This window comes from Streptomyces sp. Ag82_O1-12 (genome assembly GCF_900182715.1).
Lineage (GTDB): Bacteria > Actinomycetota > Actinomycetes > Streptomycetales > Streptomycetaceae > Streptomyces > Streptomyces massasporeus.
The window spans coordinates 7,180,349-7,205,930 of record NZ_FXUW01000001.1 but is presented as its reverse complement, the minus strand read 5'-3'; the positions used below and the strand labels follow the sequence as shown (position 1 = coordinate 7,205,930).

General features: G+C 70.9%; 20 protein-coding genes. 11 read left to right on the top strand and 9 right to left on the bottom strand.

What is annotated here, in order from left to right; translation table 11 throughout:
• Nucleotides 1–59: 59 nt before the first annotated feature.
• Together QOL88_RS32840 and QOL88_RS32835 are read left to right on the top strand one after the other, a co-directional pair.
• Complete coding sequence (locus QOL88_RS32840; protein ID WP_097221874.1) at nt 60–1,931, top strand: sialidase family protein; 1,872 nt, start codon at nt 60–62, stop codon at nt 1,929–1,931.
• An 11-nt stretch (nt 1,932–1,942) separates the two neighbouring features.
• Nucleotides 1,943–3,178 carry a DUF5005 domain-containing protein gene (locus QOL88_RS32835; RefSeq protein ID WP_097221873.1) on the top strand — a complete coding sequence of 412 codons (1,236 nt, stop codon included), beginning with the start codon at nt 1,943–1,945 and terminating at the stop codon, nt 3,176–3,178.
• On the opposite strand, the gene QOL88_RS32830 is transcribed toward QOL88_RS32835, so the two are convergent.
• Nucleotides 3,114–4,127, bottom strand: coding sequence for a bile acid:sodium symporter family protein (locus QOL88_RS32830; protein ID WP_257028097.1), 1,014 nt, complete (start codon nt 4,125–4,127; stop codon nt 3,114–3,116). The two genes, QOL88_RS32835 and QOL88_RS32830, sit on opposite strands and share 65 nt — an antisense overlap.
• Before the next feature lie 161 nt (nt 4,128–4,288).
• Here QOL88_RS32830 and QOL88_RS32825 point away from each other — a divergent pair, with 161 nt between their 5' ends.
• From QOL88_RS32825 to QOL88_RS32815, 3 genes are all read left to right on the top strand, one after another.
• Entirely contained in the window at nt 4,289–5,167 is an 879-nt protein-coding gene (locus QOL88_RS32825; protein ID WP_097221871.1) for a LysR substrate-binding domain-containing protein, read from the top strand.
• Nucleotides 5,168–5,467: 300 nt separating this feature from the next.
• Nucleotides 5,468–7,294, top strand: a complete 1,827-nt coding sequence (locus QOL88_RS32820) for an AMP-dependent synthetase/ligase (RefSeq protein ID WP_097221870.1) — start codon at nt 5,468–5,470, stop codon at nt 7,292–7,294.
• Nucleotides 7,295–7,451: 157 nt separating this feature from the next.
• Entirely contained in the window at nt 7,452–8,243 is a 792-nt protein-coding gene (locus QOL88_RS32815; protein WP_218892938.1) for an aldo/keto reductase, read from the top strand.
• Nucleotides 8,244–8,357: 114 nt separating this feature from the next.
• On the opposite strand, the gene QOL88_RS32810 is transcribed toward QOL88_RS32815, so the two are convergent.
• From QOL88_RS32810 to QOL88_RS32800, 3 genes are all read right to left on the bottom strand, one after another.
• Nucleotides 8,358–9,059: an SDR family oxidoreductase gene (locus QOL88_RS32810; RefSeq protein ID WP_097221868.1), complete on the bottom strand. Its 702-nt coding sequence runs from the start codon at nt 9,057–9,059 to the stop codon at nt 8,358–8,360.
• 85 nt (nt 9,060–9,144) lie between these two features.
• Complete coding sequence (locus QOL88_RS32805) at nt 9,145–10,038, bottom strand: class I SAM-dependent methyltransferase (protein ID WP_097221867.1); 894 nt, start codon at nt 10,036–10,038, stop codon at nt 9,145–9,147.
• Nucleotides 10,039–10,168: 130 nt separating this feature from the next.
• On the bottom strand, nt 10,169–11,887 hold the full coding sequence (locus QOL88_RS32800) for a glycoside hydrolase family 6 protein (RefSeq protein ID WP_097221866.1): 1,719 nt from the start codon (nt 11,885–11,887) through the stop codon (nt 10,169–10,171).
• Nucleotides 11,888–12,341: 454 nt separating this feature from the next.
• Here QOL88_RS32800 and QOL88_RS32795 point away from each other — a divergent pair, with 454 nt between their 5' ends.
• Nucleotides 12,342–15,260, top strand: coding sequence for a glycoside hydrolase family 48 protein (locus tag QOL88_RS32795; RefSeq protein WP_097221865.1), 2,919 nt, complete (start codon nt 12,342–12,344; stop codon nt 15,258–15,260).
• Between the two features lie 232 nt (nt 15,261–15,492).
• Nucleotides 15,493–18,147 carry a cellulose binding domain-containing protein gene (locus QOL88_RS32790; RefSeq protein ID WP_097221864.1) on the top strand — a complete coding sequence of 885 codons (2,655 nt, stop codon included), beginning with the start codon at nt 15,493–15,495 and terminating at the stop codon, nt 18,145–18,147.
• A gap of 55 nt (nt 18,148–18,202) precedes the next feature.
• Here the strand turns inward: QOL88_RS32790 and QOL88_RS32785 are convergent, their stop codons facing one another.
• Nucleotides 18,203–18,943, bottom strand: a complete 741-nt coding sequence (locus QOL88_RS32785) for a class I SAM-dependent methyltransferase (RefSeq protein WP_097221863.1) — start codon at nt 18,941–18,943, stop codon at nt 18,203–18,205.
• A gap of 4 nt (nt 18,944–18,947) precedes the next feature.
• Nucleotides 18,948–19,253: a 4a-hydroxytetrahydrobiopterin dehydratase gene (locus tag QOL88_RS32780; RefSeq protein ID WP_097221862.1), complete on the bottom strand. Its 306-nt coding sequence runs from the start codon at nt 19,251–19,253 to the stop codon at nt 18,948–18,950.
• 129 nt (nt 19,254–19,382) lie between these two features.
• Here QOL88_RS32780 and QOL88_RS32775 point away from each other — a divergent pair, with 129 nt between their 5' ends.
• The gene (locus QOL88_RS32775; protein ID WP_097221861.1) at nt 19,383–20,189 is read left to right on the top strand and encodes a helix-turn-helix domain-containing protein; all 807 of its coding nucleotides are present in this window, start codon (nt 19,383–19,385) and stop codon (nt 20,187–20,189) included.
• On the opposite strand, the gene QOL88_RS32770 is transcribed toward QOL88_RS32775, so the two are convergent.
• On the bottom strand, nt 20,171–20,596 hold the full coding sequence (locus QOL88_RS32770) for a hypothetical protein (protein WP_097221860.1): 426 nt from the start codon (nt 20,594–20,596) through the stop codon (nt 20,171–20,173). The two genes, QOL88_RS32775 and QOL88_RS32770, sit on opposite strands and share 19 nt — an antisense overlap.
• Nucleotides 20,597–20,837: 241 nt before the next feature.
• Between QOL88_RS32770 and QOL88_RS32765 the strand changes: the two genes are divergently transcribed.
• Complete coding sequence (locus QOL88_RS32765; protein WP_097221859.1) at nt 20,838–21,701, top strand: Sco1979 family transcriptional regulator; 864 nt, start codon at nt 20,838–20,840, stop codon at nt 21,699–21,701.
• Nucleotides 21,702–21,834: 133 nt separating this feature from the next.
• On the top strand, nt 21,835–22,302 hold the full coding sequence (locus QOL88_RS32760; protein ID WP_097221858.1) for a nitrate reductase molybdenum cofactor assembly chaperone: 468 nt from the start codon (nt 21,835–21,837) through the stop codon (nt 22,300–22,302).
• Here QOL88_RS32760 and QOL88_RS32755 read toward each other — a convergent pair.
• Nucleotides 22,299–22,685 (bottom strand): winged helix-turn-helix transcriptional regulator, encoded by a 387-nt coding sequence (locus QOL88_RS32755; protein ID WP_097221857.1) that lies wholly within the window; start codon nt 22,683–22,685, stop codon nt 22,299–22,301. The two genes, QOL88_RS32760 and QOL88_RS32755, sit on opposite strands and share 4 nt — an antisense overlap.
• A 103-nt stretch (nt 22,686–22,788) precedes the next feature.
• Between QOL88_RS32755 and QOL88_RS32750 the strand changes: the two genes are divergently transcribed.
• The gene (locus QOL88_RS32750; protein ID WP_097221856.1) at nt 22,789–23,634 is read left to right on the top strand and encodes an NAD(P)H-binding protein; all 846 of its coding nucleotides are present in this window, start codon (nt 22,789–22,791) and stop codon (nt 23,632–23,634) included.
• A 6-nt stretch (nt 23,635–23,640) separates the two neighbouring features.
• Here QOL88_RS32750 and dnaK read toward each other — a convergent pair whose 3' ends face one another.
• Nucleotides 23,641–25,524 carry a molecular chaperone DnaK gene (gene dnaK / locus QOL88_RS32745; protein WP_097221855.1) on the bottom strand — a complete coding sequence of 628 codons (1,884 nt, stop codon included), beginning with the start codon at nt 25,522–25,524 and terminating at the stop codon, nt 23,641–23,643.
• Between the last annotated feature and the right edge of the window lie 58 nt (nt 25,525–25,582).

Here is a 25,582-nt window from a genome sequence, read left to right as displayed (position 1 = left end):
ATGTCTTTTCCCATGTCCCGGTGGTCCAGCCGACAGACGCATGAAGGGCAGGTCGCACCATGCCGTCAAGTCTTCGCGCACGTCTGAGATCCACCCTGACAGCCGCCGTCGCCGCCGGGACGCTGCTCGCGCCCATCGCCCCGGCGCACAGCCAACCCGTGGCCGCATCACCCCAGTTCGACCAGCAGGTGCTCTTCAAAGCGTCCCAGGACCCGGGCTACGCCTGCTTCCGGATCCCGGCGATCGTGCGCACCATTAGCGGCACGCTGCTGGCGTTCGCCGAGGGCCGCGTCCTCAACTGCGGTGACGCGGCCGACATCGACATCGTCGTCAAGCGTTCCACCGACGGCGGCCGCACCTGGGGGCCGCTCCAGGTCGTCACCGAGGGCGCGGGCGACACACACGGCAACCCGGCGCCGATCGTGGACCGCGGCACGGGCCGGATCCTGCTGGCCGAGACGTACAACACCGGCCGCACGGACGCCGGCAACTGCACCGTCCCCTGCGACCGCACCCCGCACCTGCAGTACAGCGACGACGACGGCCGGACCTGGTCAAAGCCGCGCGATCTGAGCGACGAGATCCTGCCAGAGCACTGGAACTCCTGGTACGCGACCGGTCCCGTGCACGGCATCCAGCTGACCCGCGGCAAGCACGCCGGGCGGCTGGTGTTCGGCGTGAACACCGAGACGTGGAACGGCCGCCGGGTCTCCGCCAACCACGCCGCGCTCGTCGTCAGCGACGACGGCGGCGACTCCTGGCGCGTCGGCGCCACGGACACCTGGCCCATAGGGCAGGACGGGGTGTTCCGGCAGAAGCCGTCCGAGGTGACGCTCACCGAACGCCCCGACGGCGCCCTGCTCGTCAGCGGCCGGGAGCAGGACGGCACCGACCTGGGCCACCGCTCCCAGACCGTCAGCACGGACGGCGGCGACAGTTTCGCCACGCCGTTCCGCGACCTCCCCGACCTGTACACCCCGCAGGTCCAGGGCGCGATCGTGCGCCTCGGCGACCGGATGCTGCTGTCAGCTCCGGCCGACCCCGACCGCCGCCGCACGATGATGGTCCGCTCCTCCTACGACGGCGGGCGCACCTGGGAGAGCGTGGACCGGGGCACGGTCGTCACCACGGACTGGTCCGGCTACTCCGACATGACGGCCGTGGGCGGCGGGGCGGTGGGCCTGCTGTACGAGGGCGGCGCGGTCGACGCGCGCGATGAGATCCGCTTCGCCCGCTTCACCGAGGACTGGCTGAAGCCGCGCCGGGGCGCCGACCCGACCACGCGCGACGCGGCGGCGGGCGCCAAGCCCGCGGCGGTGCTCGGCGGCGCCGGGCGCACGGCCGGTGTCCGTGGCGGTGCGCTGTCGTTCGACGGCACCGACGACGCCGTACGGCTGCCCTACCGGTCCCGGCTCCCGCTCGGCGAAGGGGACTTCACGGCCTCGCTGCACTTCCGCTACACCGCCACGACCGGCGAACAGCCCTTCTTGTGGATGGGCGGCATCGGCACCACCCAGCCGCAGATCTGGCTGCGGGGCGAACCAGCGGGCAACCGGGTCCGGGGGCTGATCACCACCCGGTCCGGCGCGACGACCGTCAGGTCCGCCTCGGTGTCGGCCGACGGCGCCCACAACGACGGCCGCTGGCACCATCTGGCGCTGCGCCGCGGCGGAGGGCGGTTGACGCTCTTCCTCGACGGCGAGGCGATCGGCACCGCCGATGTGCCGGGCTCGGTCAGCCGCAACTCCCCCTTCGGCGTGCACATCGGCCAGCGCATGGACAGCCGGGCGTTCCTCACGGGGGCGATCGACGACGTCCGGGTGTGGAACCGCGCGCTGAGCGACCAGGAGTTGGCCTCCGGCGCGTCGGGCGCGGCATCCCGGGGCACGGTGCTGTGGCTCCCCATGGACCAGGTGAGCGGCAGCAACTAACGTCACGGAACGTGCCCGACGACTCAGGAGCAGCACGAGCACGACAGCGCACGGGAACCGGGATCGGCCTGCTGCTGGTCCTGGTTCTCGGCGCCGTACTGCTCATCGCCCTGCCCGGCGACCACGGTTCGGACGACGACACCTGCCAGGCGCTCACCGTCGGCTCCTGGAAGGCGGACGACGGCCTCACCGCCGAGTTCGCCCGCTACGGCGACGACGCGGGCCGCACGGACGACTGGACCGGCGGCGACGGCACCCACTCGGTGCGGCTGCCGGACGGGCGGGTGCTGTGGCTGTTCTCGGACACCTATCTGGGCCGGGTGTACGGCCCGCCCAACCCGCACGGCGAGTCCTACGCCTGGCGGGACGCCGGCACGCCGCTGGTGCGCAACTCGGCGGTGCTGATGCGCGACGGCCGGCTCGACACCACCCTGCCCGCCCCGCTGTTCGCCGACCCGGCACCGAACCGGTGGCGCTGGCCGGTGGCCGCCCGCGTCGAACCCCGCTCCCCCGGCTCCTCGGAACAGGTCGTCCGGGTGCTGCTGTGGGTGCGCACGGCAGGACAGGCCCCTTGGATCTACGGCGTGCCCACCGCCACCGAGGTCGCCACGCTGTCGCTGCCCGGCCTGCGGCTGGAGTCGATCGTCGAGGTGCTTGGCCAGCAACTGGTCCCCGACCCGTCCCGGCGGGTGCTGTTCGGTACCACGCTGGTCGAGGAGGACGGCTGGACCTATGTGTTCGGCGGCGACGACGGCCGGGCCGCCTCCCGGCCCGCCTCGCACGCGTACGCGGCCCGGGTGCCCAAGGGCGCGCTCGGCGATCCGTCGGCATGGCAGTACTGGAGCGGTTCGGCGTGGGTGCCCGGCGCCCGCCCCCGGCCGGTGCTCGGGGACGGGCGGCACAAGGGCGTGGGCAGCGCGTTCTCGGTGGCCCGGGAGGGCGGCACCTACGTGCTGTTCACGATGGCCGCCGGCCCGAAGGGGCTGACCACGATCGCGTCCTACTGGGCCTGCTCGCCCGCCGGGCCCTGGCACGGTCCGGCGAAGGAGTTCAGCCCGCCGCTGCCCCAGGGACAGGTCGCCGCCTACAACCCGCAGGCGCATCCGGTGCTGAGCGGCGACGGGCGGCTCGTGCTGAGCTACGACGTCAACTGGCTGGAGACGACGGGCGCCGCCGCCCAGCTCAGCCGGAACGTGTCCCTGTACCGACCGCGGTTCGTGTCGTTGCGACTGTCTGCGGCCCGGTGACCTGCGCCGCGGCTTCCCGGGCCCGCCGCTTGGCGATCACCGCGCACACGATCAGCTGCATCTGGTGGAAGAGCATCAGCGGCAGCACGGCCAGCGCCGCCTGCGCGCCGAACAGGACGCTCGCCATGGGCAGCCCGGCGGCCAGGGACTTCTTCGAGCCGGCGAACTGGATCGCGATCCGGTCCGCCCGGCCGAAGCCCAGCGCCTTGCCGCCGTACCAGGTCAGCAGCAGCATCACGGCGAGGATCACGGCCTCGACGACGACCAGGCCGCCGAGCCGGGCGGGGCTGACCTGGTGCCAGATGCCCTGGACCATGCCCGCGCTGAACGCGGTGTAGACGACGAGCAGGATCGAGCCGCGGTCCACGAGGGCGAGGACCTTCTTGTGGCGTGCGACGAAGCCGCCGATCCAGCGGCGCAGCAGCTGCCCGGCGAGGAACGGCACCAGCAGTTGCAGCACGATCTTCAGCAGTGCATCGGCGGAGAAGCCGCCGCCGTTGCCGCCGAGCAGCGAGGCCGCGAGCAGCGGGGTGGCGACGATGCCGACGAGGGAGGAGAAGGAGCCGGCGCAGATCGCGGCGGGCACGTTGCCGCGGGCGATCGAGGTGAAGGCGATCGACGACTGCACGGTCGACGGGACGAGCGTGAGGAAGAGCAGGCCCTGGTAGAGCGGGTGCGTCAGGATCACCGGCACCAGCCCGCGGGCCGCGAGCCCGAGCAGCGGGAAGACCAGGAAGGTGCAGGCCAGGACGGTGACGTGGAGCCGCCAGTGGCGCAGCCCGTCGAGCGCCTCACGAGTGGACAGCCGGGCCCCGTACAGGAAGAAGAGGAGGGCGACCGCCGCCGTGGAGGCACCGGAGGCGACGTCCGCGGCCGACCCGCGTGCCGGGAACAGCGCGGCGAGGCCCACCGTCCCGAGGAGCAGCAGGATGTAGGGGTCGATCGGCAGCCGGCTCGGCCAGCGCAGGTGTTTCACGGTGCTCCACTTGCTTGGTACTTCGGTCGGTCCGGGGCCGCAGCGGCCCCCTTCCATCCTGCTCCCCGCTCCGGCGATCGGGAATCCCGTATACGGCTCTCACTGTCATCGCGTTTCGCGATAACGTGGGAGGCATGTACGACCCGTCCCATCTGCGCACGTTCCTGTCGGTGGCGCAGACGCTGAGCTTCACCCAGGCCGCGCGGCGGCTCGGGCTGCGGCAGTCGACGGTCAGCCAGCACGTGCGGCGGCTGGAGGACGCCGCCGGGCGCACGCTGTTCACCCGGGACACGCACTCGGTGGAGCTGACGGAGGACGGCGAGGCCATGCTCGGCTTCGCGCGCCGGATCCTGGAGGTGCACGAGCAGGCGGCGGCGTTCTTCACGGGTACCCGGTTGCGCGGCCGGCTGCGCTTCGGCGCCTCTGAGGACTTCGTGCTGACCCGGCTGCCCGAGATTTTGGAGGGCTTCCGGCACGAGCATCCGGAGGTCGACCTGGAGCTGACGGTCGAGCTGTCGGGCACGCTGCACGAGCAGCTGGCCGCCGGGAAGCTGGACCTTGTTCTGGCCAAGCGGCGCCCCGAGGACCCGCGGGGCGAGCTGGTCCGGCACGACCGGCTGGTGTGGATCGGCGCGGAGCGGCTCCGGCTCGACCCGGACCGTCCGGTGCCGCTCATCGTCTACCCGCCGCCGGGCATCACCCGCGCGCTCGCCCTGGAGGCCCTGGAGCGGCAGGGCCGGGACTGGCGCGTGGTGTGCACCAGCGGGAGCCTCAACGGTCTCGTCGCGGCGGCCCGGGCCGGTCTCGGGGTGATGGCCCACTCGCGGGGTCTCATCCCGCCGGGACTGGTCCGGGTCCCGGACCGGGCGGGGCTGCCGGAGCTGGGGCAGGTCGACTTCGTTCTCGTCCACGGCCGGCGCCGGCCCTCCGCCCAGGGCGCGGCGGACGCCCTGGCGGCGGCGATCCTGGCAGGTGGGGACCGTCTGCACCGCAGCGAGCGCAAGGGGCTGTGACGAAGCGGAGTGACAGAATCCGCCGCCCTCCCGCTGACAGAAGAGGCACGGCGCGACGGCGCGGCGCGCCGCGCCCGGACTCGTACAGATTCGGTGGAGATTACGGCACCGAAACTTACTCAACCGTCAGGATTGTGTCCGACCCTTCCCCATGTGAGCGCTTTTTCCCTGACTGACCAGCGCATACGAGAGGGCCGCTCGCCTTCGTACCCCCTCCCGCCCCCTGGCCGGTTGGGGTAGCTTTCACGGCGCTGTGCGGGGCGTCACTCGACTGAAGCGCTGAGGAGCGGGGAGCGGGGTTTGCGCGAGTTTTCCAACCCTCCGTTGGCGTTGGCACCTCCGGTGGGCGGGCTGGCCGACGTGGTCTTCCAGCATGCCCAGGAGGACCCGCTGCACATCGCGCTGGGCCGCAAGGACGACGAGGGGCAGTGGCGGGATGTCACGGCCGCCGAGTTCCGCGACGAGGTGCTCGCCCTGGCCAAGGGTCTGCTGGCGAGCGGCATCCGGTTCGGCGACCGGGTCGCGATCATGTCCCGTACGCGCTACGAGTGGACCCTCTTCGACTACGCGCTGTGGACGATCGGCGCCCAGGTCGTGCCGGTCTACCCGACGTCCTCGGCCGAGCAGTGCTTCTGGATGCTGTACGACGCCGAGGTGACGGCCGCGGTCGTGGAGCACGAGGACCACGCCATGACGATCGCCACCGTCATCGACCGGCTGCCCCAGCTGCGCCGCCTGTGGCAGCTCGACTCCGGGGCCGTGCACGAGCTGTACGACGCGGGCGCGCATCTCGACGACGAGGTGGTGCACCGCCACCGGCAGGCCGTGACACCCGACTCGGTCGCTACGATCATCTACACCTCGGGCACGACCGGCCGCCCCAAGGGCTGCGTCATCACGCACGGCAACTTCATGTACGAGGCGGACACCGTCATCGAGCGCTGGGAGCCGGTGTTCCACTCCAAGCGCGGCGACGAGGCGGCGACCCTGCTGTTCCTGCCGCTCGCGCATGTCTTCGGGCGCATGGTCCAGGTCGCCGGCATTCGCGGCAAGGTGAAGTTCGGCCATCAGCCGCAGCTGAACGCCGCGGCCCTGCTGCCGGACCTGGCCGCGTTCAAGCCGACGTTCTTCCTGGCCGTGCCGTACATCTTCGAGAAGGTGTTCAACGCGGCCCGTCGCAAGGCCGAGAAGGAGGGCCGCTCCGGTCCCTTCGAGAAGGCCGTCGACGTCGCCATCAAGTACGCGGACGCGATGGAGGCCAAGGCCTGGGGCACCGGTCCCGGCCCGTCGGCGGGCCTGCGGATGCAGCACCAGCTGTTCGACAAGCTCGTCTACACCAAGATCCGCTCCGCGATGGGCGGCCGCATCAAGCACGCCATGTCCGGCGGATCGGCGATGGATCGCCGGCTCGGGCTGTTCTTCGCCGGGGCGGGCGTGCACATCTACGAGGGCTACGGCCTGACGGAGACCACCGCCGCCGCGACCGCCAACCCGCCCGGGCGCACCCGCTTCGGCACGGTCGGGCAGCCCATTCCCGGCATGACCGTGCACATCGCGGACGACGGCGAGATCTGGCTGCACGGCGAGAACGTCTTCCAGGGGTACCTCAACAACCAGAAGGCCACCGACGCGACCCTGCACGACGGCTGGCTCGCCACCGGTGACCTCGGCGCGCTGGACGAGGACGGCTTCCTCACCATCACCGGCCGCAAGAAGGAGATCCTGGTCACCTCAGGTGGGAAGAGCGTTTCGCCCGGAGTGCTGGAGGAACGCGTCCGGGACCATCCGCTGGTCAACCAGTGCATCCTCGTGGGCAACGACCGCCCGTACATCGCCGCCCTGGTCACCCTCGACCAGGAGGCCGTGGAGCACTGGCTGGCCATGCGGGCCAAGCCGCGGATGTCCCCCGCGGAGCTGGTGCGCGACGCGGATCTGGAGACGGAGGTGCGCCGCGCGGTGGTCGCCGCCAACACCCTCGTCTCGCAGGCCGAGTCGATCCGCACCTTCCGGATACTCGCCCAGCCGTTCACCGAGGAGCACGGGCTGCTGACCCCCTCCCTGAAGCTGAAGCGGAAGGCGATCGAGAAGGCCTACGAGAACGAGGTCGAAGCGCTCTACCGGGCGTGACGTCCGCCTCGCGGGGCAGGTGTGGCTTCGGAAACTCCCGTCAGGAATGCATCACCGCCCGTGATCGTTGACGATGGGTAGTACACCTGACCACTTACCGAAGGATCGAGAGCTCGTGAGCAAGGTCCCCCCGATCATCCTGAACAACGGCGTCGAGATGCCCCAGCTGGGCTTCGGCGTCTGGCAGGTGCCGGACGACGAGGCCGAGACGGCCGTCGCGACGGCGCTGGAGGCCGGGTACCGCAGCATCGACACAGCGGCGATCTACGGCAACGAGGAGGGCACCGGCAAGGCCATCGCCGGCTCCGGCGTCCCCCGCGAGGAGCTCTTCGTCACCACGAAGCTCTGGAACGCCGACCAGGGGTACGACTCCACGCTGCGCGCCTTCGACACGTCGCTGGAGAAGCTCGGCCTGGACTTCGTCGACCTGTACCTGATCCACTGGCCGACGCCGGAGCGCGGTCTGTACGTCGACACCTACAAGGCGTTCGAGAAGTTGCACGCCGACGGCCGGATCCGGGCCATCGGCGTCTCCAACTTCCTTCCCGAGCACCTTCAGAAGCTGATCGGTGAGACCTCGGTCGTCCCGGCGGTGAACCAGATCGAGCTGCACCCGCACCTGCAGCAGAGCGCCTCCCGCGCGTACCACGCGGAGCAGGGCATCGCCACGGAGGCCTGGTCGCCGCTCGGCCAGGGCAAGGGGCTGCTGGAGGTCCCGGCGATCGTCGCCATCGCCCGCAAGCACGAGCGCACCCCGGCCCAGGTCGTGCTGCGCTGGCACATCCAGCTGGGCAACGTGGTGATCCCGAAGTCCGTGACGCCGTCGCGGATCAAGGAGAACATCGAGGTCTTCGACTTCAGCCTCGACGACGAGGACCTGGCCGCGATCAGCGCCCTGAACGAGGACCGCCGCATCGGCCCGGACCCGGCGGAGTTCAACGGCGCCTGAGCCGTACCGGCGGCGCCCGGGTCCGGAATCCCTCACAGGGCCGGAGCACCGACAGCGCCCCGCCCCGGGCCCCACGACGGGGCTCCGGGCCGGGGCGCTGTCGTTTCCGCCGTCTCAGACCGGCTGGCCCACCGGCCGTATGACGACGGTGTTGACATCGACACCGGCCGGCTGGCGGATCGCCCAGACCACCGAGTCGGCGATCTGCCCGGCCGTGAGGAGATGGCCGGGCGGGAGGCTGCCGTAGGAGTCCCAGAAGGGGGTCTCCGTCCGGCCCGGCGCGACCAGGGTGACGCCCACGCCCCACTCGGTCACCTGCCGCCGGGTGTTCTCGGCGAGCCCGGTCACGGCCCACTTCGTGGCCCCGTAGAGGTTGCCGGGTCCGTGCACGAACCCGGCGACGCTGCCGACCAGCACGATCCGGCCGCGGGTCTCCTTCAGCGCGTCGATGGACGCCCGGATCAGCAGGGCGGGCCCGAGGACGTTGGTCAGCACCATGTCCCGCCAGCCGTCCGGGTCCCCCTCGGCGACCGTGTCGTGGGTGGCGGAACCGGCGTTGGCCACGACGGTGTCCAGCCGTCCGAACGCCTTGAGGGTGCTGTCGACCGCCGAGCGGACGTCGTCGTACTCGGCGGTGTCACCGACGAGCGTCAGCAGCCCGTCGGGCCGCCCCAGCTCCTCGGCGAACGCGCGCAGCCGCTCCTCCCCCCGCCCGGTAACGGCCACCCGGTGCCCGGCGTCCAGCAGTTGCCGTGCGACAGCGGCACCGATTCCACTGCCGCCGCCGGTGATGAGCGCGACCTGAGAGTCGGACATGGATTCCCCCTGTGATGTGGGCCGGTGTGCGATGAGGGGGGAGTCCATCAGTTGGAGCGCTCTCGAAGTCAAGGGCGGGCCGTCGCTAGGCAGGCCGGACCGCGGTGTGGACCGTGTGGGCCTCCAGAACGAACACGTCCGGACGGTGGTGCAGGCTCGCCTCGTCGTCCGGGTCGAGCAGACGGTCCACGGTCGACAGGTCCTCGGCGTCGAGCCCCTCGGCGAGCTTGTCGCGCATGAACGACAGGGACGCCACGACATACGCACGCGCCCGGTCGGAGGCGGGCGCCGGGAGGTCGAGCAGGAAGCTGTGCGACCTCGTGTGCTTCAGACCCGCGGCGGCGAGCAGGGCCGGCCAGTTCTCGGTCTCCGCCACGTGGCCGGGCAGCTCGGTGCGCATCCTGGTGAACCACTCCGCCTCCACCGCGTCGATCCGCGCCTGGAGACCGGGCCGGCCGATGCCGAAGTCGCGCGGCAGGAACCGCGGAGGCAGACCGCCCTCCATGAGGGCGAGCGTGCCGCCGGGGGCCAGTCGGGCCGCGAACGCGGCGAGCGCCGCCCGCTGGTCACCGAGGTGGTGCAGGCTGCGACTCGCCCACAGCAGGTCCGCCGGATAGTCCAACTCGCCGAGCACATCGGGGAGTTCACCGGTCAGGGTTCCGAAGCGGTCGGCGACTCCCTGCCGCCCGGCCCGTGCCCGCGCTCGTTCCAGCAGCGGCTCGGAGCCGTCCACGGCCACGATCCGCGCGCCCGGGAACGTCTCCGCGAACAGGCACGCCACGACACCCGGCCCGCTGCCCACGTCGACGATCAAGCCCGGCTCGGTCACCTCCTTCGCGAGCCAGCCCAGGGCCCGTTCGTACAGGGAGGCGAACAGTTCCGCCGAGGACTCCAGCATCGGGCCCATCTCGGCCCAGTCGAGGTCGGTGTGCTCGTGATGGTGGGAATGCGCGGGCTTGTGGTCGTGGTCGTGCGCCATGGTGGTCAGCCTCTCGCTCGGATGCGGTCAGCGTGCGCCGACGCACCGATCAGAGGCCAGTGCTGTTGCCGGTCCCGCAAAATCCGCCGGGGCGGGAGCCCCGGCGGATCAGCGGATCAGTACAGACCGGTCAGGACAGCGGCGGGTACGCGTTCTGCATCAGCTGCCGGAACTGGGCGGAGAACCACTGCCCGGACAGCGGCGCGTCCGGCAGGGCACCGGACATGTTGTTGTTGTTGCGCGGGTTGCCCGTATAGGTCGGGTCGCACATCCGGTCGAAGCCCTTGCCCTCCTCGTTGGGGATCTGCTTGCTCGCCCCGTCGGACTCCCCCGGCGGCTTCATCCACACATACGCGTCGATTCCCGCGGCAGGGGCGGCCTTCGGGCGCTCGCCGAGGCCGGCTCCGGACTGGTTGCACCAGTTGCCGGTGTTGAAGCGACGGTCGTACCGCCCGCCGTCGACATAGGTGTCGACGCTGGTGGTCGCGCCCGGTCCGGTGGGCCGTGCGGCGCCGCCCCAGCCGTTGCGGGAGGTGTCGATCAGCATGCCGATGTTCGAGTCGAAGCCCGCCGAGACCAGTTGGCTGCGGAAGGCCTGGGCGTAGGACAGCTCGTCGACGTAACGGTTCCAGTCGACCCACTTCGACTCGCGGACCGACTTGCCGGCCACGGTGTCGTTGATGGTGAAGTTGTTCTCCTTCAGGGCGCTGTAGTTCGCCGTGTTGGTGATGAAGCCGTGGACATCGTTCACCGTGGCGCCCTCGGCGGTCGCCGCCTCCTTCATGATGGTGGCGGTGGGTCCGAAGTTGTCGTCCCAGCCGATCCAGCCGTGGTGCCCCGCGTCGACGTAGTTGTAGACGTTGGGCACGTCGCCGAGCTTGTTGAGCGCGTAGCCGACGCCCTTGACGTAGTTGCCGTTGGCCTTCATCACGTCGCACTGCGGGACGGCCGTCGGGCGGCTGCCGGTGTTGGTGACGAGGTTCGGCAGCGAGTCGATCTCGACCGTGGTGACGATCCGCAGCGAGGCGTACTTCGGGTCGGCGAGGATCGCCTTGATCGGGTCGATGTAGTCCGTCTTGTAGCGGCCGATCTCGTCGGCCTTCAGCTCGCCGTTGGAGGCGAGGGCGGAGCAGTCCCGGCCGGGCAGGTTGTAGATCACGAACTGGACGACGAGCTCGCCGGACCCCTTCTGGCGCAGCGCCTCGTCGAGGTGGTCGCGCAGGCCCATCTTTCCGCCGGCGCCGTTGATCGCGGCGATGCGGTCCAGCCATACTCCGGTCGGCTGGTTGGCGACCCGGCTGCCGCCCGGCTCGGCAGCGGCGTTCGCGGACCACTCCGGGTTGACGTACACCTTCGCGCCCTCGTAGGGGTTGTTCACCCGGCTGGACGGGCCGCCCGGGTCCGGCGGATCCGTGGGGTCGCCCGGGCCGCCGTCGACGTTGCAGGTCACGCCGTCGAGGGTGAAGGTGGCCGGGATCGCGTTGCTGCCGCTGTAGCTGCCCTGGAAGCCGAAGCTCACGGAACCGCCGGTCGCCAGCTGGGCGTTGTAGGTCTCGTTGGCGGCGGTGACGGCGGCACCGCTCTGGCTGAGCTTGGCGTTCCAGCCGCTGGTGACCTTCTGGTTGCCGGCGTACGACCACTTCAGCGACCACGAGGACTTGGCGGCGCTGTTGTTGGTGACGGTCACGGCGGCGGTGAAGCCGGTGCTCCACTGGTTCTGGATCTTGTAGTCGACGGTGCAGGGGACTGCGGCGATGCCGGCGCTGCCCGGGTCGACGGCGAACGCGGTGCCGGTCACGCCGGCGACCAGGGCCATGGCGGCCAGTAACGCGGTTCTCGTACGGCTCATGAGTGGGGGTCCCTCTTCCGTTGGGTTCCTTGAGATTTCCGCGGGTCCGTGGGGGGTTGAGAGGTGCGGTGAGGCTTTCGCGGGCATGGCGGAGCCGATGCGGGCGCCGTACGCGGCCGACGCGGGGCGTGCGACTGTCCGCCGCACGCGGGCGTCTCGCGCCGGCGGCGGCTCAAAGTACTGAACGCGGGGGGTGTCGCATGAGCGACTCCTTGCAGGTCGGGCGCGCCGTGACGGCCGCGTCGACTGGTGGAACCGCTCCCACTGGTGTCAAGGAAGGTAGCGCCAAGTGACAGTAAAGAACAGGGGAGTTGCTGACTTTTGCTCAACACGGAGCGTCGAATCTTTTCGACTCTTCAAGGACCTTGACCGGTACCTGACGTGTCCGCACTATGGGAGCGCTCCCACTGGTTCAAGCCTTGACTTCTCCGAGCCGCAAGGAGGAACCAGCACCATGCATCCCCCACCCCGGAGACGCGGAGCGGTACGGCGGTTGTGGACCGCCGCCCTCGCAGCTCTCGCGCTTCCGTTGACGATGCTCTCCTCGGGGTCGACTCCCGCACAGGCAGCGCCACTCCAGTGCAGTGTCGACTACAAGACGAACGACTGGGGCTCCGGTTTCACGGTGGACCTGACCCTCACCAACCGCGGCACGGACGTCATCGACGGCTGGACGCTGACCTACGCCTACGCCGGCAACCAGAAGCTGGGCAACGGCTGGAACGGCAGCTGGACGCAGTCCGGCAGCAACATCACCGTGAAGAACGCCGCCCACAACGCGCGGGTCGCCGCGGGCGCCGCCGTCTCCACCGGCGCCCAGTTCTCCTACAGCGGCAGCAACACCGCGCCGACGTCCTTCTCGGTCAACGGCACGCCCTGCACCGGCGCGCACCAGCCGCCGATCGCCGTGCTGACCAGTCCGAGCGCGGGCGCCGTCTACACCCAGGGCCAGGCGGTGCCGCTGGCGGCGACCGCGGCCGCCGCGGACAACGCCACGATCAGCAAGGTGGAGTTCTACGACGACACCGAGCTGCTGGGCACGGACACCAGTGCGCCGTACGCGCTGTCCGTCTCCGACCTGGCCGTGGGCAGTCACTCCCTGGTGGCGAAGGCGTACGACAGCACGGGCGCCTCGGCCGACTCCACCCCGGTCGGCATCACCGTGGCCTCCGGCCCGACCGTCGTCGCCTCGCCTCTCCAACTGGGCGTCCAGTCGGGCAAGTCGGGCACCTACGAGGTGAAGCTGTCCAAGCAGCCGGCCGCCAACGTGACGGTGACCTCGGCCCGGGCGAGTGGCAACTCGGGGCTCTCGGTCTCCTCCGGCGCTTCGCTGACCTTCACGCCGCAGAACTGGAACACCGCGCAGAAGGTGACCGTCACCGCCGCGAACTCGGGCACCGGATCTGCCGTGTTCGAATCGACGGCCAACGGCCACGCGAAGGCCTCGGTGACCGTGACCCAGCTGGCGGCGGCGAAGATGTACGACGCCCGCTTCCTGGAGCTCTACGGGAAGATCACCAACCCGGCGAACGGCTACTTCTCCCCCGAAGGCATCCCCTACCACTCGGTGGAGACGCTGATCGTCGAGGCGCCGGACCACGGCCACGAGACCACGTCGGAGGCATACAGCTACCTCCTGTGGCTCCAGGCCATGTACGGCAAGGTGACGGGTGACTGGTCGAAGTTCAACGGCGCGTGGGACCTCATGGAGAAGTACATGATCCCCACCCACGCCGACCAGCCGACCAACTCCTTCTACAACGCCTCCAAGCCGGCCACCTACGCACCCGAGCTGGACACGCCGAACGAGTATCCGGCCAAGCTCGACACCGGTGTCTCGGTCGGGTCCGACCCCATCGCGGGCGAGCTGAAGAGCGCGTACGGCACGGACGACGTCTACGGCATGCACTGGCTGCAGGACGTGGACAACGTCTACGGCTACGGCAACTCCCCCGGCAAGTGCGAGGCGGGCCCCTCGGACACCGGCCCGTCCTACATCAACACCTTCCAGCGCGGGGCGCAGGAGTCGGTGTGGGAGACGGTGCCGCAGCCGACCTGTGACGCCTTCAAGTACGGCGGCAAGAACGGCTATCTCGACCTGTTCACCGGTGACGCCTCCTACGCCAAGCAGTGGAAGTTCACCAACGCCCCGGACGCCGACGCGCGTGCTGTGCAGGCGGCCTACTGGGCGGACCTGTGGGCGAAGGAGCAGGGCAAGGGCTCCGCCGTCTCCGCGACGGTGGGCAAGGCCGCCAAGATGGGCGACTACCTGCGCTACTCCATGTTCGACAAGTACTTCAAGAAGGTCGGCAACTGCGTCGGGCCGTCGGCCTGTCCGGCGGGCACCGGCAAGGACGCCTCCTTCTACCTGATGTCCTGGTACTACGCCTGGGGCGGCGCCACCGACACCAGCGCCGGCTGGGCCTGGCGCATCGGCTCCAGCCACGCCCACGGCGGTTACCAGAACCCGCTGGCCGCCTACGCGCTCGGCAACTACGCGCCCATGAAGCCCAAGTCGGCGACGGGCGCGGCGGACTGGGCCAAGTCCATGGACCGGCAGCTGGAGTTCTACCGCTGGCTCCAGTCGAGCGAGGGCGCCATCGCGGGCGGCGCGACCAACAGCTGGGCGGGCCGGTACGCGACCCCGCCCGCCGGGAAGTCGACGTTCTACGGCATGTACTACGACGAGAAGCCCGTGTACCACGACCCTCCGTCCAACCAGTGGTTCGGCTTCCAGGCGTGGTCCATGGAGCGCGTCGCAGAGCTGTACCAGCAGACGGGGAACGCGAAGGCCAAGACGGTCCTCGACAAGTGGGTCGACTGGGCGCTGTCCAAGACCACGTTCAACCCGGACGGCACGTTCCGGATCCCGTCGACGCTCCAGTGGTCGGGCCAGCCCGACACCTGGAACGCCTCCAGCCCCGGCGCCAACAGCGGGCTGCGCGTCACCGTCGCCGACTACACCAACGACGTCGGTGTGGCGGCCGCGTACGCCAAGACCCTGACGTACTACGCGGACCGCTCCGGTGACACGGAGGCCGCGGCGGCGGCGAAGAGGCTGCTGGACGGCATGTGGGACAACCACCAGGACGCCCTCGGGATCGCGGTCCCGGAGAACCGGGCCGACTACAACCGGTTCGACGACCCGGTGTACATCCCGAATGGCTGGACGGGCACGATGCCGAACGGCGACGCGATCAACTCGTCGTCGACGTTCGACTCGATCCGGTCCTTCTACGAGGACGATCCGGCCTGGTCGAAGATCGAGAGTTATCTCTCGGGCGGTGCGGTGCCGTCGTTCACGTACCACCGGTTCTGGGCTCAGGCGGACATCGCCCTGGCCATGGGCTCGTACGCGGAGCTTCTCGAATAGCCCCCGCCGGGCGCTCCGCGGGGGCGCGGGATTGGTCTGCGGGCCGTATGTGGCTGGTCGCGCCCACGCGGCGGAGCCGCATATCGATGCAGCCCCGCGCCCCCGAGACAGCGTCTGAAGCTCCGCGTACACGGCCCCGCACCTGACGCGGGGCCACCACGGCCGGGCGGCTCCACCCGCACAGGGGCCGCCCGGCCCTCGCACGTCCCCCCCTCACGGAAGGACCCCCACCGTGCGAAGAACCCGTATTCTCACGGCCGTGCTGGCGCTGGCGGCCGGTCTGCTGTCGGGTGCCCCCACCGCCCTGGCCGCCGATCCCCCGGCGCCGAGGCTCGCCGCCGATACGTACACCTGGAAGAACGCCCGGATCGACGGGGGCGGGTTCGTACCGGGCATCGTCTTCAACCGTTCCGAGAAGAACCTGGCCTACGCCCGCACGGACATCGGGGGTGCCTACCGCTGGCAGGAGTCCTCCAAGACCTGGACGCCGCTGCTGGACTCGGTCGGGTGGGACGACTGGGGCCACACGGGCGTGGTCAGCATCGCGTCCGACTCCGTCGATCCGAACCGGGTGTACGCGGCGGTCGGGACGTACACGAACAGCTGGGATCCGAAGAACGGCGCGGTCATGCGCTCCGCCGACCGGGGCGCGAGCTGGCAGAAGGCGAACCTGCCGTTCAAGCTCGGCGGCAACATGCCGGGGCGGGGCATGGGCGAGCGGCTGGCCGTCGACCCGAACCGCAACAGCGTGCTGTATCTCGGGGCGCCCAGCGGCAAGGGGCTGTGGCGGTCGACGGACTCGGGGGCCGGCTGGTCGCAGATGGCGAACTTCCCCAACGTCGGCAACTACGCCCAGGACCCGAGCGACACGAGCGGCTACGCGTCCGACAACCAGGGCATCGTCTGGGTCACCTTCGACGAGTCCACGGGCACGGCCGGGACCGCCACAAAGACGATCTACGTCGGGGTCGCCGACAAGGACAACGCGGTGTACCGGTCGACGGACGCGGGCGCGACCTGGCAGCGGCTGGCCGGGCAGCCCACCGGCCACCTCGCCCACAAGGGCGTCCTGGACGCGAAGAACGGCTACCTGTACCTCGCCTACAGCGACAAGGGCGGACCCTACGACGGCGGCAAGGGCCGGCTGTGGCGGTACGCGACGGGCACGGGGACCTGGACGGACATCAGCCCGGTGGCGGAGGCGGACACCTCCTACGGCTTCAGCGGGCTGACCGTGGACCGGCAGAGGCCGGGCACCGTCATGGCGACCGCGTACAGCGCCTGGTGGCCGGACACCCAGATCTTCCGCTCCACGGACAGCGGCGCGACCTGGAGCAAGGCGTGGGACTACACGTCGTACCCGAACCGCGAGAACCGCTACACGATGGACGTCTCGTCCTCGCCGTGGCTGACCTGGGGCGCGAACCCGCAGCCGCCCGAGCAGACGCCGAAGCTGGGCTGGATGACCGAGGCCCTGGAGATCGACCCGTTCGACTCCGACCGCATGATGTACGGGACGGGCGCGACGGTCTACGGCACCGAGAACCTCACGAACTGGGACAGCGGAAGCAAGTTCGCCATCAAACCGATGGTGCGGGGCCTGGAGGAGACCGCGGTCAACGACCTCGCCTCTCCCCTGTCCGGCGCCCCACTGCTGAGCGCGCTCGGTGACATCGGCGGCTTCCGGCACACGGACCTGACGAAGGTGCCGACGATGATGTTCACCCAGCCGAACTTCACGACGACCACCAGTCTGGACTTCGCCGAGTCGAACCCGAACACGGTGGTGCGGACGGGCAACCTGGACTCGGGGCCGCACATCGCGTTCTCGACGGACAACGGCGCCAACTGGTTCGCCGGAACCGACCCTTCGGGCGTGAGCGGCGGCGGCACGGTCGCGTCGGCGGCCGACGGCACCCGGTTCGTGTGGAGCCCCGAGGGGGCCGGTGTCCACCACGCGACGGGCTTCGGCACCTCATGGCAGGCCTCCGCCGGGATCCCCGCCGGGGCGATCGTCGAGTCGGACCGGGTCGACGCGAAGACCTTCTACGGCTTCAAGTCCGGGAAGTTCTACGTCAGTACGGACGGCGGGGCGACGTTCAAGGAGTCACCCGCGAGTGGCCTGCCCGGCGGCGACAGCGTCCGCTTCAAGGCGCTGCCCGGCGGGAAGGGCGACGTGTGGCTGGCGGGCGGCGCGGCGGACGGCGCGTACGGACTGTGGCACTCCACGGACGGCGGGGCGAGCTTCACCAAGCTCTCGAACGTCGAGCAGGCCGACACCATCGGCTTCGGCAAGGCCGCCCCCGGCGCCTCCTACCAGACCCTCTACACCAGCGCGAAGATCGGCGGCGTACGCGGCGTCTTCCGCTCCACGGACAAGGGCGCGAGCTGGACCCGCATCAACGACGACGCCCACCAGTGGGGCTGGACGGGCGCCGCGATCACCGGCGACCCGCGGGTGTACGGCCGTGTCTACGTCTCGACGAACGGCCGCGGCGTCCTCTACGGCGACAGCTCCGGCGGCGGTACCACGGACCCGGGGCCGGGCCCCGACCCGACACCGACCGGCGCCTGCAAGGTCACCTACAAGATCACCAGTCAGTGGTCGGGCGGCTTCCAGGCGGACGTCCAGCTCACCAACACCGGCACCGGCCCCTGGACCGGCTGGTCCCTCGCCTGGACCTTCACCGACGGCCAGAAGCTGACCCAGGCCTGGAACGCCGAGGCGGCACAGTCGGGTTCGACCGTGACGGCGAAGAACGTCGCCTGGAACGCGAACGTGGCGGCGGGGTCGTCGGTGAGCTTCGGGTTCACCGCGAGCCGCTCGGACACGAACGCGAAACCGGCCGCGTTCAAGCTGGGTGAGCAGACCTGCGCGGTCGCCTGAGCGGGCGGTCACCGGGGTTGTGGTACCGCTCCTCCGGTTCTCCGCCACCCGGTGTTCACGTCTTCCGGAACGACCGGAGGCTGAACACCGGGTCGGGGCGCGGCCGTTCCTGGTCGGGGAGGTGGGCGAGCCGGGTGGCGAAGCCGTCGGCGAGGGGGTCGCCGGGCGGCAGGGTGACGAACCAGCCCCGGCGCAGGTCGGCGATGGTGCGACGGGGGCTGCGGCCCTGGCCGTGCCCGGTGAAGCGGGCCCGCCCGGCCGGCAGCAGGCCGTGGGCGGCGGCCGCGGACTCGACGTCCGCCGCCGCGTCCCGGGCCGGGCTGGGCGGCCGGGAAGCCAGGACGACATCGATGTCACTGCCGACGTTGTGCGAGGCGGCCTTGTCGACCGTGGTGACGTAGACCCCGCCGGGGCGCAGGACCCGGGCGCACTCGCCGACGATGCTCCGCACCTCGGCGGGCCCGGCGGCCAGGTGCAGCAGCCACACGCTGCACACGGCGTCGAACTGCCCGCCCCGGAACGGCAGCCGGCGGCTGTCGGCGCGCACGACGGCGCCCGGGAGCCGGACGGAGGCCTGCCGGGCCATCGCGGGGGCGAGGTCGACGCCGGTCACCCACAGGTCCTCGCGGGCCGCGGCGAGCCGGCGGGTCACGATGCCGGTGCCGCAGGCGACGTCGAGCAGACGGCCCGTGCCGGGCGGCACGAGGCGCAGCACGGCTTCCGCGGCGGCGGCCGCCCGGGGCTCGCCGCCGCGCGAGGCGTCGTACCGCTCCGCTTCCTTGTCGTAGTCGAGCACCCGGTCAGTGTGCCCCGTGCCCGGGGGCGAGGTCCTCCACCCTGCGGGCGAGCTCGAAGTCCTTCTCGGTGACGGCGCCGCCCGCGCTGTGCGTGTGCACGGCCAAGGAGACGGTGTTGTAGCCGAGCGTGAGGTCGGAGTGGTGGTTCAGTTCCTCCTGGACCTGGGCGATGTGCACGACCATCGCCGTCGCCGCGAAGTGCGAGCCCAGCCGGTAGGAGCGGATGAGGTGGTCCTTGTCGAGCGACCAGCCCGGCAGCTCGGCCAGCCGGTCCTCGACCTCCTTGTGCGACAGCGGTTCGACGGGCATGGGCTGCGCTCCTTTCCGTGGCCGCGGTGTCCTCGGTGTCTTCTCAGCCTGCCACAGAGGAGCGGCCGAAGCCCTGGTCACAGGGGTGCGTCTGTCCCGGACGACCGGTTCTCGACTACCGTCCCCGGCATGACCACTCACGCGTCCACCGCCGAGCAGGGCGTGGGCCCGCTGCTGCGGGCCTGGCGGGAGCAGCGGCGGGTCAGCCAGCTGGAGCTGGCCCTGCGCGCGGACTCCTCGGCCCGCCACATCAGCTTCGTCGAGACCGGCCGCTCCCGGCCCAGCGAGGAGATGGTGCTGCGGCTGGCCGAGCATCTGGACGTCCCCGTGCGGGAGCGCAACGCGCTGCTGCTGGCGGCCGGTTACGCCCCCCGCTATCCGGAGACCCCGCTGGACGACCCGGCGCTGGGCGCGCTGCGCGAGGGCATCGAGCGGCTGATCGGCGGCTACGAGCCGTATCCGGCGCTGGTGGTGGACGCGCTGTACAACGTGGTGGCCGCCAACCGGGGGATCATGACGCTGGTCGACGGTGTCGCCGAGTCGCTGCTGGAGCCGCCGCTGAACGCGATGCGGCTGGCCCTGCACCCGCAGGGCCTCGCGCCCCGGATCCGCAATCTGCGCGCCTGGCGGGGGCATCTGCTGGAGCAGATGGAGCGGCAGATCGCGCTGCGCCGCTCGGAGCCGCTGCGGGCGCTGTACGAGGAGGTGGCGGCGTATCCGGTGCCCGACGCGGATCCGGCGCAGGAGCCGTCGGAGCCGGTGCCGTACTTCGCGCTGCCGCTGCGGATCGAGCACGAGGGACGGACGCTGTCGTTCATCTCCTCGATCTCCACGTTCAACACGCCGATGGACGTGACGGTCGCCGAGCTGGCCATCGAGACGCTGCTCCCGGCCGACCCGGCGACGGTCAAGTACCTTCAGGAGCTCATGTCCTGACGCGTCTTCAGGGACATGTGCTGGAGGACGGCGAATCCGGTCACGACCAGCGCCTGGAGCACCGTCCACACGGCGCCCGGCGTGCTCGGCGTGAGCCACAACGCCAGGGCCACGAGGCTCACCACCGCCCAGGCGAGGTTGGCCTCGACGACGGCCCGCACGCCGAGCGCCGGCGGCTGCCTGCGGGCGGCCAGCAGGCCCACGCCCGCCGCGTAGAGGGCGAGGAACGCGCCCAGGGCGAGCAGCAGCGTGGCGTCGGCTCCGAGGAACCTCCCCAGCGGGCCGGAGAACGCCAGGTAGGCGAGCGCGTTGCCGCCGGTCACGACGGCGTCCAGGGCGAGGAAGCGGCGCAGCATCGACTGCGGCTCACAGGTCCGGGCGAGTGCGGCGAGCTGGATCGCGGACATGGGGAATCACCCTCCGTCGGGTCGTGGTGCGGCGGCTGGGGCCGGTTCACGGGCCGGAGTGCGCCGGCCCGGGAACCGGTGGGTTCACGATCCCGTTCCGGCGGCGTCCGGTCGATTACCCGCGGGGTAATGCCCGGCCCGCTCCTCCGTTTCCGGGGATCTTCTTGGGTTGAGACCTGTGATGCCGCCGAGCGGACGTGACAGACTGATCACAGGCGTGGGCGCGTTGGGGAGGCGTGGCGTGAGTGAACGGCGGGCCGCACCCACCGTGGGCCAGGTGGTCCTGGGCAAGCGGTTGCAGGAGTTGCGCGAGGCCGCGGGCCTCAGTCGTGACGAGGCCGCGAAGGTGCTGCGGGTCGCCCCCGCGACCGTCCGGCGGATGGAGACGGCCGACGTCGCGTTGAAGATCCCGTACGTGCAGATCCTGCTGACGGCGTACGGGGTGGCCGAGGACGAGGTGACCGCGTTCGTCGACCTCACCGAGGAGGCGAACCGGCCGGGGTGGTGGCAGCGGTTCCACGACGTGCTGCCGGAGTGGTTCAGCCTGTACGTGAGCCTGGAGGGCGCGGCCCGGATCATCCGGTCGTACGAGCCGCACTTCGTGCCGGGCTTGCTGCAGACCGAGGGGTACGCGCGGGCGGTGATGCAGTCCGGCACCATCGCGAACGCCGGGCCGGAGGCCGTGGACCGGCATGTGTCGCTGCGCATGGAGCGGCAGCGGCTCCTGGACCGCCCGGACCCGCCGCACCTGTGGGTCATCATGGACGAGACGGTGCTGCGCCGCCCGGTGAGCGTGGACGGCCGGGTGATGCGCGACCAGCTGGACAAGCTGCTGGAGTACGCCGCGCGCGACCGGGTCACCCTCCAGATCGCCGAGTTCGCCGACGGCCCGCATCCGGGGACCTACGCCCCCTTCTCGCTGTTCCGCTTCGCCGAGCCGGAACTGCCCGACATGGTCTTCACCGAGTATCTGACCGGCGCGCTGTACCTGGACTCCCGCAAGGAGGTCTCGGCGCATCTGGAGGTGCTGGACCACATGACGGCCGGGGCGGGCTCCGCGCAGCGCACGGAGGAGCTGCTGCGGGAGTACCGCGAGCACTACTGAGCCGCTCCCCCGCGCCCTGACGTCATGGCACGGGTTCTGACCCGTACGGGCGCCGTCGGCAGGTGTGCTCCCCGGCCCGCCCCTAGCGTCGGGATGACGGGGCAGGCAAGGGAGCGCACGCGAAGGAGGTCCGATGCCCGGATTCGAGGTGCTGTACCAGGCGGCGGCGCTGTGCCTGATGTACCCCGACGACGACTTCCGCGCCCGGCTGCCGCTGCTGCGCGAAGCGGCCCCGCAGCTGCGGGAGTTCGCCGACCACGCGGCCGTCACCCCGCCGATGGAACTGGCCGCGCACTACGTCGAGGTGTTCGAGGCCGGGCACGACCACAGCCTGTATCTGAGCGTCTGGCGCGAGGCCGCCCCGGCGCCCTCCGAGGAGCTGTACCGCGCGCACGGCCTGGAGACCACCGGCGAGGAGCCACCGGACTTCCTGCCCGCGGTCCTGGAGTTCGCGTCCCGCACCGGCAACACCGGACTGCTGGCGGAGCACCGGGACGGCCTGGACCAGCTCCGGTCGAAGCTCACCGACTTCGGCACGCCGTACGCGACGGTCCTGGACGCGGTGTGCGCGACACTGCCGCCGGTCGCCACGGGACGCTAGCTCTCGCTGTCGTAGGCCTGGCGGGCCTGCTCGACCTCGTCCAGGTGGGCGGCCGACCAGTCGGCGAGGTGGGCGAAGAGCGGGGCGAGGCTGCGGCCGAGGTCGCTGATCTCGTACTCGACCCGCGGCGGGACCTCCGGGTGGTAGGTGCGCACGACCAGGCCGTCGCGCTCCAGTTGCCTGAGGCGCTGGGTCAGCACCTTCGGCGTGATGGTGCCGATGCGTCGTTCCAGCTCGACGAAGCGCTGCCGGCCATGGGTGTGGAGCGTCCACAGGATCGGCGTGGTCCACCGGCTGAACACGATATCCACGACCGCGCTGATCGGGCAGGCGAGTTCCGGGACGGTGGCGGCGGACGCCGCCCGGGTCGTCTCCACGCCCATGCGCACCCCTTTGGGATAGTCACTTTCCTCTAGGTACCTACTATAACCACGGTGTTAGCGTCCACGACATCGGCAACAAGGCCGTGAAACAGGGGAGTTGCTCATGATCGTGGTGACCGGTGCGACCGGGAACGTGGGCCGATCGCTCGTCCAGGCCCTCGCCTGGGCCGGGGAGAAGGTGACGGCGACATCGAGGAGAGTCTCGGACGCGGACCTGCCGGACGGGGTCCAGGGCCGCCCGGCGGACCTGACCGACGCCGGCAGCCTCCGGCCCGTGCTGGACGGCGCCGACGCGCTGTTCCTGCAGAACGGCGGGGCCGACGCTCATCTGCTGGACCCCGGTCAGATCCTCGACGCGGCCCGGGACGGCGGGGTCCGGCGTGTCGTGCTGCTCTCCTCCCAGGGAGTCGCGACCCGGCCGGAGTCGGCCTCCCACGGGGGCGTCGGGCGGGCCATCGAGGACGCCGTGCGGGGGTCGGGCCTGGACTGGGTGATTCTGCGCCCCGGTGGTTTCGACTCCAACGCCTACGCCTGGGCCGAGTCCGTCCGCGCCCTGCGGACCGTCGCCGCGCCGTTCGGGGACGTCGGGCTGCCGACCGTCGACCCGGACGACATCGCGGAGGTCGCCGCGGCGACGCTGCGGGAGGACGGGCACGCCGGACAGGTGTACGAGCTGACCGGGCCCGCCCTGAGCACGCCCCGGCAGCGCGCCGGGGCGCTGGCGGAGGCGCTGGGCGAACCGGTCCGCTTCGCCGAGCAGACCCGGGACGAGGCCCGCGCGCAGCTGCTGCGGTTCATGCCCGGACCCGTGGCGGAGACGACGCTGGCCATCCTGGGTGAGCCCACTCCCGCCGAGCGGCGCATCAGCCCCGACATCGAGCGCGTCCTCGGCCGCGCGCCCCGCACTTTCGCCGACTGGGCCCACCGCCACGTCGCCGCGTTCCGCTAGAACTGCTCAGCCCTGGTCCGGTCCGCTCTTCCCGTCCCGCCCGGCGCCCTGGTCCTTGTCCTCGTCCACGATCTCCGCGTCGACCACGCCCTCCTCGTCCTGGGGGGCGCCGTGGGGTTCCTCGGTGGGGGCCTGCTGGGCCGCCTGGGCGTACATCGCCTGGCCCATCTTCTGGCTGACGGAGGCGAGTTTCTCGACGCCGGCGCGCAGAGCGGTGGTGTCCGCCTGCTGTTCCAGCTGCTCCTTCACCTCGGCGACGGCCGACTCGACCTCGGACTTCGTGTCGGCCGGGACCCGGTCGCCGTTCTCGCGGAGGAAGTTCTCGGTCTGGTAGACGAGTTGCTCGGCCTGGTTGCGGGTCTCGGCGGCCTCGCGACGCCCCCGGTCCTCGTCGGCGTACTGCTCGGCCTCGCGCATCATGCGGTCGATGTCGTCCTTGGGCAGGGCCGAGCCGCCGGTGACGGTCATCTTCTGCTCGCGGCCGGTCGCCAGGTCCTTTGCGGAGACGTGCATGATGCCGTTGGCGTCGATGTCGAAGGCCACCTCGATCTGCGGCACACCGCGCGGCGCCGGCGGCAACCCGGTCAGGTCGAAGACGCCGAGCTTCTTGTTGTACGCGGCGATCTCGCGTTCGCCCTGGTAGACCTGGATGCCGACGGAGGGCTGGTTGTCGGCCGCCGTGGTGAAGATCTCCGAACGCCGGGTCGGAATGGTGGTGTTGCGCTCGATGAGCTTGGTCATGATGCCGCCCTTGGTCTCGATGCCCAGGGACAGCGGGGTGACGTCGAGCAGCAGCACGTCCTTCACGTCGCCGCGGATGACGCCCGCCTGAAGCGCCGCGCCCACGGCCACGACCTCGTCGGGGTTGACGCCCTTGTGCGGCTCCTTGCCGGTGAGTTCCTTGACCAGGTCCGTCACCGCGGGCATCCGCGTCGAGCCGCCGACGAGGATCACGTGGTCGATCGCCGAGAGCTGCACACCGGCGTCCTTCACCGCCTGGTGGAAGGGCGCCTTGCAGCGGTCCAGCAGGTCGGCGGTGAGCTCCTGGAACTGGGCCCGGGTCAGCTTCTCGTCGAGATGCAGGGGCCCTTCGGCGGAGGCCGTGATGTACGGCAGGTTGATCGTCGTCTCGGTCGAGCTGGACAGCTCGATCTTGGCCCGCTCGGCGCCCTCGCGCAGCCGCTGCACCGCCATCTTGTCGCTCGCGAGGTCGACGCCGTTCTGGCCCTTGAAGCGCTTGATCAGGTACTCGACGATCCGCTGGTCCCAGTCGTCGCCGCCGAGGTGCGTATCGCCGTTGGTGGCCTTCACCTCGATGACGCCCTCGCCCATCTCCAGCAGCGACACGTCGAAGGTGCCGCCCCCGAGATCGAAGACGAGAACCGTCTGTTCGTTCTCCTTGTCCAGGCCGTAGGCGAGGGCCGCGGCCGTCGGCTCGTTGATGATCCGCAGGACCTTCAGGCCCGCGACCTCCCCGGCCTCCTTCGTCGCCTGCCGCTGGGAGTCGTCGAAGTAGGCGGGCACGGTGATCACCGCGTCGGTGACGTCCTCGCCGAGGTAGGACTCCGCGTCCCGCTTCAGCTTCTGCAGCACCCGCGCGGACAGCTCCTGCGCCCGGTACCGGGTGCCGTCCACGTCGCCCTCGTCGGGGAAGCGCCAGTGCGCGTCACCCATGTACCGCTTGACCGAGCGGGCGGTGCGCTCCACGTTGGTCACGGCCTGCCGTTTGGCCACCTCTCCGACCAGCACCTCGCCGTTCTTGGCGAACGCCACGACCGAGGGTGTGGTTCTGGCCCCTTCCGCGTTGGCGATGACGGTGGGCTCGCCGCCTTCCAGCACGGCGACCACCGAGTTCGTGGTTCCGAGGTCGATCCCGACCGCTCGTCCCATCGCTGTCCCCTTCCGCCAGGGCGACGACTCGTCCCACTCTCCAGCACAAAACTTGAGT

Coding starts and splice junctions, on each gene's coding strand:
- QOL88_RS32840 (WP_097221874.1), top strand. CDS start 60: ATGCCGTCAAGTCTTCGCGCACGTCTGAGATCCACCCTGACAGCCGCC.
- QOL88_RS32825 (WP_097221871.1), top strand. CDS start 4,289: ATGTACGACCCGTCCCATCTGCGCACGTTCCTGTCGGTGGCGCAGACG.
- QOL88_RS32815 (WP_218892938.1), top strand. CDS start 7,452: ATGCCCCAGCTGGGCTTCGGCGTCTGGCAGGTGCCGGACGACGAGGCC.
- QOL88_RS32810 (WP_097221868.1), bottom strand. CDS start 9,059: ATGTCCGACTCTCAGGTCGCGCTCATCACCGGCGGCGGCAGTGGAATC.
- QOL88_RS32805 (WP_097221867.1), bottom strand. CDS start 10,038: ATGGCGCACGACCACGACCACAAGCCCGCGCATTCCCACCATCACGAG.
- QOL88_RS32800 (WP_097221866.1), bottom strand. CDS start 11,887: ATGAGCCGTACGAGAACCGCGTTACTGGCCGCCATGGCCCTGGTCGCC.
- QOL88_RS32795 (WP_097221865.1), top strand. CDS start 12,342: ATGCATCCCCCACCCCGGAGACGCGGAGCGGTACGGCGGTTGTGGACC.
- QOL88_RS32780 (WP_097221862.1), bottom strand. CDS start 19,253: ATGCCCGTCGAACCGCTGTCGCACAAGGAGGTCGAGGACCGGCTGGCC.
- QOL88_RS32775 (WP_097221861.1), top strand. CDS start 19,383: ATGACCACTCACGCGTCCACCGCCGAGCAGGGCGTGGGCCCGCTGCTG.
- QOL88_RS32770 (WP_097221860.1), bottom strand. CDS start 20,596: ATGTCCGCGATCCAGCTCGCCGCACTCGCCCGGACCTGTGAGCCGCAG.
- QOL88_RS32760 (WP_097221858.1), top strand. CDS start 21,835: ATGCCCGGATTCGAGGTGCTGTACCAGGCGGCGGCGCTGTGCCTGATG.
- QOL88_RS32755 (WP_097221857.1), bottom strand. CDS start 22,685: ATGGGCGTGGAGACGACCCGGGCGGCGTCCGCCGCCACCGTCCCGGAA.
- QOL88_RS32750 (WP_097221856.1), top strand. CDS start 22,789: ATGATCGTGGTGACCGGTGCGACCGGGAACGTGGGCCGATCGCTCGTC.
- dnaK (WP_097221855.1), bottom strand. CDS start 25,524: ATGGGACGAGCGGTCGGGATCGACCTCGGAACCACGAACTCGGTGGTC.